The organism is Candidatus Rhodoblastus alkanivorans (assembly GCF_022760755.1).
Taxonomy (GTDB): Bacteria; Pseudomonadota; Alphaproteobacteria; order Rhizobiales; family Beijerinckiaceae; genus Rhodoblastus; species Rhodoblastus alkanivorans.
Genome location: NZ_JAIVFP010000001.1, coordinates 1,476,777 through 1,492,915 on the forward strand (window position 1 = coordinate 1,476,777; position 16,139 = coordinate 1,492,915).

General features: G+C 65.0%; 14 protein-coding genes. 9 read left to right on the forward strand and 5 right to left on the reverse strand.

Translation table 11 applies throughout. The features are described from left to right. Nucleotides 1–323: 323 nt before the first annotated feature. On the forward strand, nt 324–1,319 hold the full coding sequence (locus K2U94_RS06815; protein ID WP_243066484.1) for a MaoC/PaaZ C-terminal domain-containing protein: 996 nt from the start codon (nt 324–326) through the stop codon (nt 1,317–1,319). Here K2U94_RS06815 and K2U94_RS06820 read toward each other — a convergent pair. The 5 genes from K2U94_RS06820 to K2U94_RS06840 all read right to left on the reverse strand — a co-directional run bounded on the left by K2U94_RS06820 (nt 1,300) and on the right by K2U94_RS06840 (nt 8,018). After that, nucleotides 1,300–2,511 carry an SGNH/GDSL hydrolase family protein gene (locus K2U94_RS06820; RefSeq protein ID WP_243066485.1) on the reverse strand — a complete coding sequence of 404 codons (1,212 nt, stop codon included), beginning with the start codon at nt 2,509–2,511 and terminating at the stop codon, nt 1,300–1,302. The two genes, K2U94_RS06815 and K2U94_RS06820, sit on opposite strands and share 20 nt — an antisense overlap. Nucleotides 2,512–2,572: 61 nt before the next feature. After that, on the reverse strand, nt 2,573–2,773 hold the full coding sequence (locus K2U94_RS06825; protein ID WP_243066486.1) for a hypothetical protein: 201 nt from the start codon (nt 2,771–2,773) through the stop codon (nt 2,573–2,575). A gap of 114 nt (nt 2,774–2,887) precedes the next feature. Further along, complete coding sequence (locus tag K2U94_RS06830; RefSeq protein ID WP_243066487.1) at nt 2,888–4,510, reverse strand: peptidoglycan L,D-endopeptidase MepK; 1,623 nt, start codon at nt 4,508–4,510, stop codon at nt 2,888–2,890. A 240-nt stretch (nt 4,511–4,750) separates the two neighbouring features. Beyond that, nucleotides 4,751–6,295: a L,D-transpeptidase family protein gene (locus tag K2U94_RS06835; RefSeq protein WP_243066488.1), complete on the reverse strand. Its 1,545-nt coding sequence runs from the start codon at nt 6,293–6,295 to the stop codon at nt 4,751–4,753. A gap of 238 nt (nt 6,296–6,533) precedes the next feature. After that, entirely contained in the window at nt 6,534–8,018 is a 1,485-nt protein-coding gene (locus tag K2U94_RS06840) for a sigma-54-dependent transcriptional regulator (RefSeq protein WP_243066489.1), read from the reverse strand. Nucleotides 8,019–8,205: 187 nt separating this feature from the next. Between K2U94_RS06840 and K2U94_RS06845 the strand changes: the two genes are divergently transcribed. From K2U94_RS06845 to K2U94_RS06880, 8 genes are all read left to right on the forward strand, one after another. After that, nucleotides 8,206–10,041, forward strand: a complete 1,836-nt coding sequence (locus K2U94_RS06845) for a M3 family oligoendopeptidase (protein ID WP_243066490.1) — start codon at nt 8,206–8,208, stop codon at nt 10,039–10,041. 13 nt (nt 10,042–10,054) lie between these two features. Beyond that, complete coding sequence (locus tag K2U94_RS06850) at nt 10,055–11,044, forward strand: alpha/beta fold hydrolase (protein ID WP_243066491.1); 990 nt, start codon at nt 10,055–10,057, stop codon at nt 11,042–11,044. A 13-nt stretch (nt 11,045–11,057) separates the two neighbouring features. Next, nucleotides 11,058–11,612, forward strand: coding sequence for a YbhB/YbcL family Raf kinase inhibitor-like protein (locus K2U94_RS06855; RefSeq protein WP_243066492.1), 555 nt, complete (start codon nt 11,058–11,060; stop codon nt 11,610–11,612). 32 nt (nt 11,613–11,644) lie between these two features. Beyond that, nucleotides 11,645–13,009 carry an ABC1 kinase family protein gene (locus K2U94_RS06860; protein WP_243066493.1) on the forward strand — a complete coding sequence of 455 codons (1,365 nt, stop codon included), beginning with the start codon at nt 11,645–11,647 and terminating at the stop codon, nt 13,007–13,009. 80 nt (nt 13,010–13,089) lie between these two features. Continuing rightward, nucleotides 13,090–13,623 (forward strand): glycine cleavage system transcriptional repressor, encoded by a 534-nt coding sequence (locus tag K2U94_RS06865; protein WP_243066494.1) that lies wholly within the window; start codon nt 13,090–13,092, stop codon nt 13,621–13,623. A gap of 309 nt (nt 13,624–13,932) precedes the next feature. Beyond that, nucleotides 13,933–14,103 carry a hypothetical protein gene (locus tag K2U94_RS06870; protein WP_243066495.1) on the forward strand — a complete coding sequence of 57 codons (171 nt, stop codon included), beginning with the start codon at nt 13,933–13,935 and terminating at the stop codon, nt 14,101–14,103. A gap of 27 nt (nt 14,104–14,130) precedes the next feature. Continuing rightward, nucleotides 14,131–15,188, forward strand: a protein-coding gene (locus K2U94_RS06875; RefSeq protein ID WP_243066496.1) for an IS630 family transposase whose coding sequence is annotated in 2 segments (ribosomal slippage) — nt 14,131–14,617 and nt 14,617–15,188 — 1,059 coding nt in all. Because the reading frame shifts where the segments join, the coding sequence is not laid out codon by codon here. 97 nt (nt 15,189–15,285) lie between these two features. Next, nucleotides 15,286–15,753: a hypothetical protein gene (locus K2U94_RS06880; RefSeq protein WP_243066497.1), complete on the forward strand. Its 468-nt coding sequence runs from the start codon at nt 15,286–15,288 to the stop codon at nt 15,751–15,753. Nucleotides 15,754–16,139: the final 386 nt, after the last annotated feature.

Here is a 16,139-nt window from a genome sequence, read left to right on the forward strand (position 1 = left end):
ACTTGGGCCGAATCCCAGATTGGATTGCGCAACGTGGCGCAAGCCTTGCCTTCGGGCAAGTCCTCCGATGAGGCAAAAAAAAGCCGGACGCGGAGGCGTCCGGCATCGCTTGCACTGAGGCGCAGCTAGTCTGTCCACACGGAGCGACAGGGGAGGAAAGTCGATCCGCTACGTGGAGTGGGGCCCTTATGCGGTATTGTGCGTCGCACAACAATTTCGGAATTTGCGATGCAGATATGCGACTAACGCATAGCTTGCTTTGCAAGATTGCCGCTATGCCCAAGCGCGCCTCCTGGGCCAGAATCGCGCCAAAGGAGGCAAGGATGAGTCTGATTTTCTTCGAGGATTTTCAGGTCGGCGAGACCCGGGATTACGGCGACTGGCTGATTGACGAAGCCGAACTCCTCGACTTTTCGGCGGCTTACGACGCCCAGCCCTTTCATCTCGACGCCGCGGCCGCGAAAAAGACCATTCTTGGCGGATTGGCGGCCTCGGGCTGGCAGGTTTGTTCGGCGCTCATGCGCATGATGATCGACGCCTGGCTCAACGACAGTTCGGTCGTGGCCGGCATAGGCATAGAGGACAATCGCTGGCTGGCGCCGGTGCGGCCCGGCGACCGGCTGACGGCCCAAACCACGACCGTCGAAAAGCGCGACTTGCGCTCCCGCCCCGACGCCGGCATCGCCACCTTCGCGACGTCGCTTCGCAACCAGGCGGGACAGGAGGTCATGACGCAGAGGATCGCGATGCTGTTCGGCCGTCGCGAGAAGCTTGTTTCGCCGGCCGCCGCCGCGCCCCGCCGCCCGCCCGCTTCCCCGCCTCCCGAGCGGATCGACGATCCGGCCGGCGCCATGCCCGAGGATTTTCCGCGCGCGCGGGTCGGGGCCTATGCGGAGTTGGGCGAAACGCTGTTCACGGCCGACCTAATCCGCGCTTATGCGCTGAAATACGACCCCGCGCCCTTCCATATCGACGAGGCGGCGGGCCGCGCCCATGTTCTCGGCGCGATGTCGGCCGCCGGCCTGCACACCGCCTCGTGCTGGATGAGCCATTTCGTCGCGGCGCGCCTGCGGCTCGGCCGATTGCAGAGCCGCGCCTCGCCGGGCTTCAGGGACATGCTTTGGCGCCGGCCGGTGCTGGTCGGCGATCTGCTTGCCTTTTCGACCCAGGTCGTCGCCAAGCGCGAAACCTCGAAGGAGGGTCTCGGCCTGATCACCAGCCGCAATCTGGGGGTCAATCAGCGCGGCGAGGTCGCGCTCGAATTTTACGCTTCGGTTTTCGCGCCGATCGGCGACGAGCCTATTTCGCCGGCCATCTGAAATCGTCGGCCCGGCCCGGCTGGACCGGCGAGGAATCCGGCGCCGCCCGCGCCGGGCCGGCGGGGGCGAGCGCGCCGCCAGGCGACAGAGCCGCGTCGGTCAGGCTTTCGACTTTTCCAGCGATCGGCTTCGGCGCCGGCGCGGCGGGCGCCGAAGCCTGCGGGGGCGCGGGCGTCGCCGGCTGGGCCGGGGTCGGCGCGGGATTGGCGGGAGTCTCCGGCGGCTTGAGTTTGGCTTCGAGAACTTTCCGGATTTCCGGCTCGACGAAATGCGCCGCCTTGCGGGCGCCGGTCTTGTTGAAATGAACGCCGTCCGCGGAGCGCAGCCGGACGATCGCGCCGTTCACGTCCGGTCCCCAGGCGCGATAGGCGGAGTTTTCGTCGGAAAAAGCCTCCCAGAGATCGACGAAATGGGCGCCCTGCGCTTCGGCATATTGACGGTCGATGTCGTTGAAGACCAAAGCGGCATTGGAAAGGGTCTGGCTGCGCATGATCGGAAGGCCGACCCAGACCAGCGGGATGTTCTTGTCGCGGAAAATCCTGGCGAGTTCTTCAACCCTCTTGGCGTAAACATCGTTGAACGGTTTGCCGAGGGGTTCGAGTCCGCCCTTGGCGCCCTGCCGGAGCTTCTGATTGTCGTTGATGCCGATTTCGATCACCGCGACGTCGATATGCTGCGGGCCGTCGACCAGGGCCCTGGCGGCCGCGCGCCAGTCATAGAAATCGTCGCGCACCAGGCCGCTGTCCACCTTGGCCTTGTTGATGATCTCGACGCGCGGATCGCTGGCGAAGGCCTGGGCGAGGCCCTGAGCCAGCATATTGGCCTGGCTGTCGCCGATCACGGCGATGAAAAAACTGGGCGGCTGCTGCGGGCCTTGCATTTCGCCAAGCGCCTCGCGCTTCGCTGTCGCGCCGCTTCGCGCGCGCCGCGATTCCGATTCGGTCGAACTCGAAGCGGCGGGCCTCGTCAGGTTGTGGCGCCGCGGGCGCTGGCGCAGCCGCCGCTCGACGGGCGGATTCTCGCCGCGCGGCGTGAAGATGGAGCCGAAGAAATCGACGATGGAGTTCTGCGCCGCCGCCGCCGGCGCCCAGCCCGCCAGCAGAACGAGCGCCACGAAGAGGCCGAACAGGATTTGGCGCGGCCGCGCATTTCGGGCCGGGCCGGGAGAGGGGAGGCGGCGAGCGATCGGCATGACCCGATATTAGCCCATTCCGCTCGGCCGGGCGAGGGCCGCCCGATCTGTGCGCAAAGCCTCAAACAGGATCGGGGCCTTGCGCGGCCACAGCGGCCGCCGTCATCACCGGGCCCGGATTGATCGTCAGCGAAACCAGCCCGAGCGCGAAGGCGGCGAGAATGGAAAGGCGCAGCAATTGCCGCCATTGGCAGGCGGCGGGATTGCGGCGGGGACGACGGGCTTTGGCGAATTCGCGTGCGTCGATGGGATCAAGATTCATCGCTCGATTTCCCGGATGGAAAGGCGCGGCGAGGTCGCGCATTACGAACGTTAAAGCCGTATCGTTAACAGCGGATTAACCAAACGGATTGCGCGGCGATCGCGCGCAAAAGCGTCAGTCCGGCGTGAAGGAATTGGCGCTTAGGCGCGCGGCCTTTGACTTGAAGCCGGTCGGCGCGCCGTCCACGGCGGCGGCGCCCGAGAGGGCGTCCAATCTCGACGCGGCGCGCAAAGCCGGCGCGAAACCGGCGCGGACGGGGGGACGGGCGCGGCTTTGCCGCGTCGGCGCCGCCAGCGCCTCGATAGAGGCGCGGTCGAGGCGGGCGGGAGTCATCTCGCGAGCAACGGCCTTTACGGCGCGCTGTTCCGCCGCCTTGCCGCGCGCGGCGGCCCTGAGCGACGGCATGGGCGGGCGCGGCGGCGGCAGGGGCACGGCGCCCGCCGCGGTCGCCGCATAAGCGAGCGTCTCGGCGCCCGGCGCCGTCTCGGCGACGGAAGGCCGCAGTTTCAACGACCAACCAAGGGACGCGCCCGCTGCCGGGCCTCGCGTGATCACATCGGGTAAAGCGGCGAGTTCGACGGGGCGCGGCGGCGGCAGGGGCGCGTCGGACGCGGCGAAGAGGTCGTCGGGACGGCGCGGCGGCGTCGGGAGATCGAGGACCGGGGCGGGGGTCGCGGCCTCCGCCGTCTGTGGCGGCTCCGCGGCGGCGGGCCGGACGGGCGGCGTCGGAACGGCGGGCGCCTCCTGCGCCGCGGCGCGGGCGGCGGGCTCTTGCGCGGTAATCGCCTGCCGGCCGTAACCTCCGGCGTCGCCCGCGCCCATATAGGTTTCGCCGTGCGGCAGATTGGCTTCGGCGTCGGCCATCATCTGGCGCGGGGCGGGCGCCTCCGGCTGCGCCGTGGCGACGCGGGTCGGCGCCGGCGCGCGCTCGAGCTGGCGGTCCTCCTCCTCGTCCCGGCCGCCGCCGAACAGCTTGGCGAAGAAGCCGAAAATGCCGCCCGAATTGGCCTCGGCGACGGTCGGCGCCTGGCCGCCGCGCGCCATAATCTCGGCGCGGGCCTCTTCATAGCCGGGCAGCGTCTTGCCGTTGGAGGCGATAAAGACGGTCTTGCCGTCGGGGAAAAGCTTGGCCAGCTGGTCATAGCTCATGCGCGGCCAGTGGCGCACGCCGCCGACGTCGAGATGGACGAAATTGAGGGTGGGATAATAGCCGACGCCGCCGCGCTCCATGCGCATGCCGATCTCGCGCAGCTTTTCCATCGACAGGCCGGGAATGGTGGTGTCCATCGCCTTGCCGAGCATGTGCTGCGAATGTTCGGCCACCCGGTGCGAGCGGCGGCGCAGCATGGCGTTGGTCGCCGGGCAGCGATAGGCGGAAAGCACGATGATCGGATCGTCCGGACCCATGCGGCCGGCGCCGCGATAGGCTTCCCACAGCACGTCGAACAGCCGGGGGTCCATCTTGGTTTCTTCGTCGTTGCGCCAGTCGCGCAGGAACCAGTTCAGCTTTTGGAGCGTCGCCAGGTCGTAATGGCCGTTGACGCGGAAAGTCGCCGCGATCGAATCCTTGCGGTGCGCGTGATAGAGATAGAGCGTGCGGGTGTCGCCATTGGCGTCGGCGGATTCCAGCGCCCTGGGGGCCAGAAGGGCGAGAAGGCCGAGGGCGGCGACGCAGAAGCGCTTGCCGAAGGGCCGGGCAATGGCCAGCAGGGCCTGTTTCGCGGCGAATTTTGGCAAAAGCGAACGCGCTCCCAATTATTGTCTTCAGATCGGCCCGGACGCAAACTTAACGGAAATGGTAACGATTCCCTTGATGGAAATCATTTCCGACGCCCCGTCCGGGGCCGCTTCCTTAGCGCAACTGTCGCGGCGAAGCCACAGCTTGACAAAAAATCGGCGGCGCCCACGCTTTTTTGCCGCTTGTGGCGAAATTACCAAAATTCAAGGCAATTTTGGGGCGGGATCACGATTGCGTGATCAGCCGCGTTCGGATTTGCCGCCGAGCCCGAGCAATTCGCCCACTTTGCGGGCGTAGCCATAGACGTCGTCGAATTGTTTCAGGTCGCCGGCATCGTCCACTGTCGCCGTGAAATAGACGATATGGATCGGCATCGGCTGAGGAAGCGTCACGCGCCGCTCGTGCGAGCCGAGCAGTTTCTTGATTCGCGCCTCGGTCCAGCCGTTTTCCGGCTGCAGCAGGTCCTCGGCCAGTTTGAAGGGCTGATCGACGCGCACGCAGCCGTGGCTGAAGGCCCGGCGCGAGGCCGAGAACAGGTTGCGCGTCGGGGTGTCGTGCATATAGACGGCGTAATCGTTGGGGAAGACGAATTTGATCCGCCCCAAAGCATTGCGTTCGCCCGGCGGCTGGCGGACGTGGATGCGGCCGTTGACCTCGGTGATGACATAGCCCTGGGCGCGCAAGGCCGCGAGATGCGGCATCATTTCGTTCCTGATGATCGACTGCGGCACGTTCCACGACGGATTGACGATGATATATTGGATCTTGTCGGAAAAGAGCGGCGTCGGCTTGTTCGGTTTGCCGGTGATGACCCGGACCGGCAGGACGAGGGTGTTGTTGCGATAGAGCCGGGCGGTGAATTCCGGCACGTTCACCATGATCCGGTCGGCGCCGAGGTCGCGCGGCAGCCAGCGCCAGAACTCCATATTGGTCAGGATTTCGTCTTCGAGCCGGGCGCTGCGCCGCGACCCGACTCTGGCGGCGTCGGTCATCCGCCGCCCATGGTCGGCCGAGGCGAGCTGGGCCATGGCGACGGGCTCGGCGCGCAGCTCCGCGAGCTTCGCCTTCAGGGCGAGATAGCCCGACTGCCGGGGATTGTAGCCTTCCAGCGTCCTGGCGGCGTCGTCCGACTTGCTGGTTTCATCCAGCGCCCGCGCGGCCGATACGACATCGGGCTTGGAGCCGATCAGCTTCGAAATCCGCGCCGGGTCGATGCGGCCGCCGCTCGCCTGAAAGGCATAGGCCGCGACCGCTTGCGACAAAGCGACGTCGCCCAGCGCCAAAGCCTTGTCGGACCCTTCGCCGAGCGAAAACACCCGATAGGCGCTCAGGTCGAGCCCGTCCTCGGGCGCGCGCTGCAACTGCTCGAATGTCGCGCGCGCCTGCGGCGTCCACTGGCCATGGTCGAGCCAGACCGGCGCGTCGCCGCGGGCGGCGTAATAAGCGTCCACGGCGCGGCGAATCGCGCCCTCCTGCGCCGTCAGCCGCCCGGCTGCTCCCCGGTCGCGGGCGACGGCGCCGCGAATGGCCTGGTTGATCGCCGGCTTGTTCGGACCCTGCGGCTCGGTCGAGACGATCCGAAACGCGGGGGCGGGCGCGGCCGCCGCCGGACCGGCGGCGCTCGATGGCGTTGGCGGCGCGGCGGGCTGGGCCGTGGACGGCGTGTCCGGCGCCGCCGCTGGTGTCGCGACCGGGGCAGCCGCGGGCGGCGTGGCGGCGGGATCGGCCACGGGCGCAGGCGCCGGGACCTGGGTTTGCGCCTGTGCGAAAGCCGCTCCGGCCACGATAAGCGCCGCGAGAGCGGCCGCCGTCCTTAACCTGGCGGCGGACGAGCCAAACGAGACCATGCCGGAGCCTTTCACGAAGAGGGGCCCGCGGATTTTCCCGCGCTCTCCCCTCTCAATTATATCAAGATTATATCAAGTCGCGCCCTTGGTTAAATTCAACCGCCGCGCCGCCGCAATAAGCGATTTCAGCAAAATCGCCTGTGTCGCAAGAAGGCCACATCCTTCGACGCGACGCTCATGCGGCGTCGGCGCCGTCGCCCGCGACATGCTCCGCTAGACCATATTCCTTCATCTTGCGGTAGAGCGTCGAGCGGCCGATGCCGAGCTTGCGCGCCATTTCCGACATCTGGCCGCGATAATGGGTCAGGGCGAAATGGATCGCCTTTTCCTCCAGCCAGTCGAGGCGGCGCACGTCGCCATTCTCGTCGAGAAGTTTGAGGACATTGGGGTCGCGCACCTCGACGCGCACGATCTCGCGTTGGATTTCGCGCTGGGCGACGGGCGGCGGCGCCGGCGGAACGCGGACGTCGAAGCCCTCCACATGGGCGGCGATCTGGGGGAATTCCGCTACCGTCAGCTCGTCGCCGTCGGCGAGGACCACGGCGCGAAAAAGAGCGTTTTCGAGCTGGCGGACATTGCCGGGCCAGTCATAGGTCGAGAGCATGGCCAGGGCTTCGGCGGAGAGTCCGCGCAATCTCTTGCCCTCCTCGGCGCTGAAACGGGCGAGGAAGCGCCGGGCGAGGTCGGGAATGTCGACGCGGCGGGCCCGCAGCGGCGGGATGGAAATGGGGAAGACGTTGAGCCGGTAATAGAGGTCTTCGCGGAAGCGGCCCTGTTTGACGAGTTCGATGAGGTTCTGGTTGGTCGCGGAAATCAGGCGCACGTCGACGCGGACGGCTTTTCGCGCGCCGACGGGATCGATCTCGCCCTCCTGCAGGGCGCGCAAGAGCTTGACCTGGGTTTCGGGCGGCAATTCGCCGACTTCGTCGAGGAAAAGCGTGCCGCCGTTCGCTTCGACGAATTTGCCGATATGTTTGTCGGAGGCGCCGGTGAAGGCGCCTTTCTCATGGCCGAACAGGATGGACTCGACCAGATTTTGTGGCAAAGCCCCGCAATTCACAGTGACGAAGGCCTTGCCGCGGCGGTCGGAGGCCCCCTGGATGGCGCGGGCCATCAATTCCTTGCCGACGCCCGATTCGCCCTCGATCAGCACCGCAATATTGGATTTGGCCGCGCGCTCGCCGAGCCGGATCGCCCGCGCCATGTCTTCGCTGCGCGACAGAACGTCCCGGAACGTCATCTGGCCGGCGGCCCTGCGGCCGATGCGGCGGATTTCGCCTTCGAGCGCTTCGAAGCGCAGGGCGTTCTTGATCGAGATCTGCAAACGCTCGGCGCCGACCGGCTTGACCACGAAATCGAGCGCGCCGGCGCGCATGGCGGAAATCACCGCCTCGATCGAGCCATGGGCGGTCTGGACGATGACCGGTGTCGTCATCTTGAGTTCGCGCATCCGCGCCAGCACGCCCATGCCGTCGAGGTCGGGCATGACGAGATCGAGAATGAGCAGATCGACCCTGGCCGCGTCGGGCGCCTGCATCCGCGCCAGCGCCGCCTCGCCGCCCTCGACGCATTCCGTCTCGTAACCGAACCGGCGCACCATGGCTTCGAGCAGCCGGCGCTGGACGGGGTCGTCATCGGCGATCAAAACGGTCGAGATCATTCTCTTTCTTTCGTTCGAGCGGCGCGCCCGTTGCCTATATGCTGCGCGAATAGGGTAAATGCGATGTTAATGAGCGCCTCAAACGTCTCATTTCGGTTCAGGGCGGCGGTCCGGGTTGATCCCGGCGGGCCGTGGCCCAATATTGTGTTCCAATCTCAGAGCGATTCTCACAAAGGCTTGGCCCGCCATGATCCATCGCCAATTGGTCCCGCCCCGCAACGCACAAGGCGCCGGCGCCGCGCCCGCGGAAGATTTGCCTTGCTGGCGGCTCGACGATCTTTACGACGGGCTGGACAGTCCGCGCTTTGCCGAGGACCTGAAAACGCTCGGCCGCGACTGCAGGGAATTCGCCGCAGTCTATCGCGGCGCGCTCGCCGGCCTGCTGGCGGCGCCGGACGCGCCGAAGAGGTTGCGCGACGCGATCGCGCGCTACGAGGCGATCGACGATCTCGCGACGCGGATCATGTCCTTCGCCGGCCTTTCCTACGCCGAGAACACGATCGACCCGGCGCGCGCCAAATTCTATGGCGACGCGCAGGAGAAGGTGACCGCCGCCTCGATCGATCTGTTGTTCTTCCAGCTTGAACTCAACCGGCTCGACGACGCGGCTTTGGCCCTGGCGATGGAAAAGCCGCCGCTTGACTATTACCGCCCGTGGATCGAGGACCTGCGCAAGGAAAAGCCCTATCAGCTCGACGATCGGCTCGAACAGCTCTTCCACGAAAAATCCGTGACCGGCCATGTCGCCTGGAACCGGCTGTTCGACGAGACCATCGCCTCGCTGCGCTTCGAGATCGACGGCCAGGAGATGACGCTCGAACCGGCGCTGAACCTGTTTCAGGACCCGGACGAAAAGGTTCGCGAAAAGGCTTCCGACGCGATCGCGGCCACGCTCAAGGCCAATCTGCGGGTGTTCGCGCTGATTTCAAACGTCCTCGCCAAGGACAAGGAAATTTCCGACACATGGCGCGGCTTCAAGGACGTCGCCGCCGCGCGCCATCTTTCCAATCGCGTCGAGCCGGAAGTGGTGGACGCCATGGTCGCAGCGGTGCGCGCCGCTTATCCGCGCCTGTCGCATCGCTATTACCGGCTGAAAGCCCGCTGGTTCGGAAAGGAAAAGCTGCGTCATTGGGACCGCAACGCGCCTTTGCCCGACGCGCCCAGGACCGTTTACGATTGGGCCCAGGCGCGCGCCGCCGTGCTCGACGCCTATCGGGCCTTTGCCCCGAAGATGGCGGAAATCGCCGAAAAGTTCTTCGACGGCCAGTGGATCGACGCGCCGGTGCGCCCTGGCAAGGCGCCGGGCGCCTTTTCCCACCCCACCAGCCCGTCCGTCCACCCTTATGTCCTGCTCAATTATCAGGGCAAGCCGCGCGACGTGATGACGCTCGCCCATGAGCTGGGCCATGGCGTGCATCAGGTTCTGGCGGCGCCCAACGGCCCGCTGATGGCTTCGACGCCGCTCACGCTCGCCGAAACCGCCTCGGTGTTCGGGGAAATGCTGACCTTCCGGGCCTTGCTCGCCGAGGCGAAGGAGCCGCGCGAGCGCCGCGCGCTGCTGGCCTCGAAGGTCGAGGACATGCTCAATACGGTGGTGCGGCAGATCGCCTTCTATACGTTCGAACGCAGCCTGCATGAGGAGCGCCGCCACGGCGAGCTGACCGCGGAGCGCGTCTGCGAACTCTGGATGGCGGCGCAGTCGGAAAGCCTCGGCCCGGCGATCGAACTCATGCCGGGTTACGAGACCTTCTGGGCCTATATCCCGCATTTCATCCATTCGCCCTTCTATGTTTACGCCTATGCCTTCGGCGATTGCCTGGTGAATTCGCTTTACGGCGTCTATCAGAAGGCCGAGCCCGGCTTTGTCGAAAAATATTTCGCTTTGCTTTCGGCCGGCGGCTCGAAACATTATTCAGAACTGCTCGCGCCCTTCGGGCTTGACGCGCGCGACCCCGCCTTCTGGAATATCGGCCTGTCGATGATCGAAGGGCTGATCGACGAGCTGGAAAGTCTGCCCGCCTGAAACTGGAATGGCCATGCTGACCGTCGCCGCGCTCTGGCTGGTCCTTTACTGCCTGATCGCGCTCGGCTTTCTGGCGCTTTTCAATCGGGCGCTGATCCGTGTCATCGAGGCGCTCGCGCCGCCGATCGGCCATTTCCTCGAGGTCGGCGGCGGGGGAAGCCGGGTGCGGCTCCATATTGTCGACAGCGGCGCTCAGCCGGGCCAGAGCGAGCCGCCGCTGGTGTTCATCCACGGCCTGCTCGGCCAGCTCAATCATTTCGCCTTCGCGCTTGCGGCGCGCTTCCCGGAGCGGCGGGTGGTGCTGATCGACCGGCCCGGTTCGGGCTATTCGCAGAACGCCCATCCGCAGACCTTGGCCGAACAGGCCGCGATCGTCGTGCGGACGATCGACGCGCTCGGCCTGAAACAGCCTCTGGTGGTCGGCCATTCGCTCGGCGGCGCGGTGGCCCTGGCGCTGGCGCTCGACCATCGCGACAAGGTCAGCGGCCTGGCGCTGATCGCGCCGCTCACCCATCTTGCGCCGGCGCCGCCGAAGCTCTTCGCCGGTCTGACGAAGCACAACCGTTTTTCGCTGTGGCTCGGGGCCTGGACGCTCGGCCCGATCGTGACCTTCCTGCGCGCCGGCATGGCGCGCGATACGGTTTTCGCGCCCGATTCCATGCCGTCGGGGTTCTGGCGGCGCGGCGGCGGCCTGCTCGGCGCGCGGCCTCCGGCCCTGCTCGCGGCGGCGCGCGACCTCGTCACACAGCCGCGCGAATTACCGAAGATGATGCTGCGCTACAGCGCGCTCGATCTGCCGATCGGCGTGCTGTTCGGCATGGGAGACATGCTGCTCGACGCCAAAACGCAGGGCGCGGATTTCTGCGCCATGACGCCGGGGGCGGAACTGAGCTGGATCGCGGGCGGCCATATGCTGCCCGTGACCCATCCGGCGGAAACCGAGGCTTTCATTCGCAAGGTTTTGACGCGAGTCGCGTCGAGCGCCTGCACAGTCGACTCCTGAACGGAGGGTGGGGATGGCGTTGCTTCGATTGCTGGCTGCGGCCCTTTTTCTTGCGTCCGCCACGGCGGGCGCGCGCGCCTTTGAGCTGAAGAGCCCCGACATCGCCCCCGGCGGCGGCGAGATCGGGGAAACATTCGTGAATAACAGTTTCGGCTGCCACGGCGGCAATCTTTCGCCGGCCCTCGTCTGGCGCAATCCGCCGCCGGGAGCCAAAAGCTTCGCCATCACGGTCCACGATCCCGACGCGCCGGTTCGCGGCGGCTTCTGGCATTGGGCGGTCTATAATATCCCCGTCAATGTCACCGGCCTGCCGCAGGGAGCCGGGGACGGCAGTGGCGCGGGCCTGCCGGCCGGCGCGAAGCAGGTCGCGAACGATTTCGGACGTCCCGGCTATGGCGGCCCCTGTCCGCCCAAGGGCGACCGGACGCATCATTACCATTTCACGGTTTATGCGCTGAAAACGGAAAGGCTCGCGCTCCCGCCCCACGCCACCGCCTCGGCCGCCGGCGCCATGATCGGCGCGAACGCCTTGGGCAAGGCCAGCCTGATCGGGACCTACGGGCATTGAGCGTTGCGCATGGACAGCGTTGAGGAAGGCGCATGAGAGACGACGAGGCCAACCGTTTCCGCGCGCGCGCGGCCCGCTACATGGCGGTAGGAGCGCAAGCCGGCGGCTTCGCGGCGCGTCTCGCCGGGGCGCGTCTGCTCGGCCGCGGCGCCGGCAGGGAGAGCGACGCCGAAGCCCTGGCCCGGGCGCTTGGCGGGTTGAAAGGGCCTTTGATGAAGGCCGCCCAGCTCATCGCCAATATTCCGGAAGTCCTGCCGATTGAATATGCCGAGGCTTTGGCGAGCCTGCAGAGCGAGGCGCCGCCGATGGGCGCGGCTTTTGTCCGCCGCCGCATGGCCGCCGAGCTTGGCCCGGCCTGGCGCGAAAGATTCGCGGCTTTCGATCTCGAGCCCGCCGCCGCGGCCTCGCTCGGCCAGGTCCATCGCGCCCGGACGCTGGATGGCGCGGAGGTCGCCTGCAAGCTGCAATATCCCGACATGGCCTCGGCGGTCGAGGCCGATCTCGCCCAGCTCGACATGGTTCTGGCGCTGCAAAGGCGCATCGAGCCGGCGATCGACGCGGGCGAGGCGGCACAGGAAATCGCCGAGCGCCTGCGCGAGGAGCTCGACTATCGCCGCGAAGCGCGGCATGTGCGGCTCTACCGGGCCATGCTGGCGGGGCGCGACGACATTCGCGTTCCCGGCGTGTACGACGCCTTGTCCACCGGCCGCCTCCTGACCCTCGACTGGCTCGATGGCGAAAAAATCCTGACCCTGGTCAATGCGCCGGAAGCGGAGCGCAACAATGTCGCCCGCGCGATTTTCGGCGCCTGGTGGTCGCCCTTCGCCCATTACGGCGTCATCCACGGCGATCCGCACCTTGGCAATTACACATCGTTCCGCGCGGAGGGGGCGGCGGCCGGCATCAACCTGCTCGATTACGGCTGCATTCGCATCTTCCCTCCGGCTTTCGTCGCCGGCGTCGTGCAGCTCTATCGCGGCCTGCGCGAGGGCCGGCGCGATCAGGTCGCGGAGGCCTTTTCGATCTGGGGCTTCCGCAATCTGACCAGGGATTTGATCGAGGTTCTGACGCTCTGGGCCCGCTTCATTCTCGGGCCGCTGCTCGACGACCGCGTGCGCACCATCGCCGATGGCGTATCGGCCGGGGCCTATGGCAGGCGCGAGGCGGCGGAGGTCCGGCGCGGGTTGCGGGATAAAGGCCCGGTGACGATTCCGCGCGAATTCGTCTTCATGGACCGCGCGGCGATCGGCCTCGGCGGCGCCTTCCTGCATCTGTCGGCCCGGCTCAATTTTCATCGTCTGTTCGAGGAGGCTTTGGAGGATTTCAGCCTCGACGCGCTGGCGGCGCGCCAGGCGCGGGCGCTCGGCGCGGCGGAGCTTGAGCCGCCGGTCGGATAAAGTTTGAGGCGGAAATTATTGATTTCCGCCATTGAGCGGCGCGGGGCGTCGCGTATTGTCAACGCGGGAGGGGAGCGCCCATGCAGACGCATCTGGTTCTTACCGTCATTGGCCGCGACCGGCCGGGCCTGGTCAGCGCCGTTTCCGAGACCATCGCCGCCGGCGGCGGCAACTGGCTCGACACGCGCATGGCGCGCCTTGCCGGCCAATTCGCCGGCATGCTTCTGGTCGCCATCGCGCCGGAAAAAGCGGACGCCCTTGTCGCATCTTTGCGCAAGCTGGAGACGCAGGGGCTGCGCTTCATCATCGAGAAGAGCGAAGAGCCGACGCCGGTCGCCGGCCGCACTCTGCGCCTCGAACTGGTCGGCCTCGACCACCCCGGCATCATCCGCGACATATCGCACGTCCTCGCAGAACAGAACGTCAGCATCGCCGAACTCGAGAGCGAATGCGTGAGCGGGTCGTTCTCGGGCGAGGCCATGTTCAAGGCCAAGGCTTTGGTGACGTTGCCCGACGATCTTCACGTCGAAGACCTGCGCCACGCCCTTGAGGCGATCGCCCATGAGCTGATGGTCGATCTCTCGTTCGAAGACAATGCGGCGCCCGTCGGTTGAGGCGGGGCGACAACAATCGCCGTCGCCGTTTTATCGCCGCCGCTTCCGGCAAGGCCTTGGAGTCGCGCTTGCCCGATATGCGCTTATGGAGCGATCGAGGGCAGAAATCGATCCTGAGGCGTCATTCAGAGCGTGCATTGCAGGGGCGGCTTCCCGGCGGGGAGCCGCCATTCGGTTTGGCCGCGCGACGACAATTTTGCGCATTTGATTTATGTACGGGCTCGCGATGAATCGCTTATGCTTTGAGCGCCCCCATTATTAATGGTGAATTGGTAAGTCAGCGCTCAATGGCCAAACTGGTAGCATCCCATGGAAAATATTGACTTCACGTTCAATGAAAACGCTTTTCATATCGAAGGTTTTCCAGATGCCGTTAAGGTCATGAAAATCACAGGCCCGAAAAGCAAGCGCCTAGCCGATTTATACCAAGTCCCTGAAACTCTGACTCGGCGGGCGATTCCCAAACCGGCGTTTATTTGATTCAACAGGCGAACCAGGAGGTTCGCCATGCCGATTGCCCTTCGAGCAGATTTTGATGCGCGCTCCATGCGCGTTGCGGCCAAACGCGCGAAGGATGCGGCGCAGGCGCGGCGCTTGTTGGCCTTGGCGGCCATTTATGAAGGCGCCAGCCGCTCGAAGGCCGCCGAGATCGGCGGCGTCACGCGCCAGATCGTTCGCGATTGGGTGGTGAGATTCAACGCGGACGGCCCTGAGGGCCTGATCAACCGCAAAGCGCCAGGCCAACCCTCGCGGCTCAACGACGCCCATCGGGCGGCGCTCGCCACCGCAATCGAAAGCGGGCCGATCCCAGCCGCGCACGGCGTCGTGCGCTGGCGCCTCGTCGATCTTTGCCAGTGGATGTTCGAGGAATTCCGCGTCACCATCGCCAAACAGACGATGAGCCGGGAGCTGCGGGCGTTGGGCTACCGCAAGCTGTCGGCGCGCCCCAAGCATCACGCCCAGGCCGAGGGCGCGATCGAAGATTTTAAAAAAGTTTCCCCGCGCGCCTGGAGGAAATCGCGCGGGAAAAAGGCGTCGCCGCCGACAAAATAGAAGTCTGGTTCGAGGACGAGGCCCGGATCGGGCAGAAGAACAAGATCACCCGCCGCTGGGCCAAGAAGGGAACGCGCCCCAGCGCGCCCCATGATCAGCGCACCGCCTCGACCTATATTTTCGGCGCGATCTGTCCCAAGGACGGCAAGGGCGCGGCGCTCGTCCTGCCCAAGTGCGACACCTTCGCCATGAACCTCCACTTAGAGGAAATCGCCAAAAATGTCGCGCCCGGGGCGCATGCCGTCCTCATCCTCGACCAGGCGGGCTGGCACACGACGGACAAGCTCGCCGTTCCAGCCAACATCACCATCCTGCCGCTGCCGCCGAAATGCCCCGAACTCAATCCAGCCGAAAACGTCTGGCAGTTCCTGCGCGACAACTGGCTGTCGAACCGCGTCTTCAAATCCTACGACGACGTCGTCGATCATTGCTGCCACGCTTGGAACAAACTCATCGATCAGCCGTGGCGCATCATGTCCATCGGTCTGCGCGACTGGGCGCACGGGTTCTGATCAACGAGACTTGGTATTAGCTCTACACAGAAGTGATTTATCCTTCACTCTTGAATGCCTAAAAACAATTAATTACACGCCGGAAGATCCTCATATAATGCGAAACGTATTATGGGAAACGGCAATTGTGCGTTTCATAAAGTGTTTCGGTCAAAGTGAAGCTCGATTCCGCCTTGATCCAAAAGCAAGTTATGATTCCGATGCGGCATTGAATTCATATAAATTCTTTGCCAGCCTACGCAACAAGAATATTATTCACGATGAAAACTCTTATACCCAATGCATGCCTGGCGCAGTGCTCAACAAAGACGGCATGAGCCACAAAATAGCGAAGATAATATGCCTTGATGTATCTGGAACGACTTTAGAGCAAGACAATTACAACAATCTACATTTATTGGCTACCGACGCCCAAAAATGGGTAAGCGGACAGTTCGACAAACTATGTGACATCATCACCTCGGAGCTTGAAGCCAAACCTTATGTTGAGCTGTTCGCGATGGAAGGAATTACCTACACAGCACCGGCTGCGGACGGCGTCCACACCTCTAGAAATCCGAAATGATGAGCGCTCGCCAAAGTCGCGCGATCGCAGATATGAAACCTGTAGTTGTGACCAGTCGAACTTTCGCTTCGAGCCGATTCCTGCCGATGATTATCGGCCGTTTCCGGCGGAATGCGGAAATTTGGTTTAAGGTCGATCAGTCTAGGAGGCTGTCATAATTTGAGTGAACGAAATATTCGGAAAGGCCGATGCTTTCTTGCGCTCCTTTCCCCATACGATCAACTATCGGTCGCGACGAAAAAAAAAGCGGGGTCGGCTCATAGCTGCCCCCGGACGCCAAGCGGCGATAGGATGTCAAGCAAACGACCAATGAGCCGACGCCAACGAAACCATTCAACGATGAGACGCGCCGCATCGCCGCCAGCGCACAACGCTGGTTAGAGTGG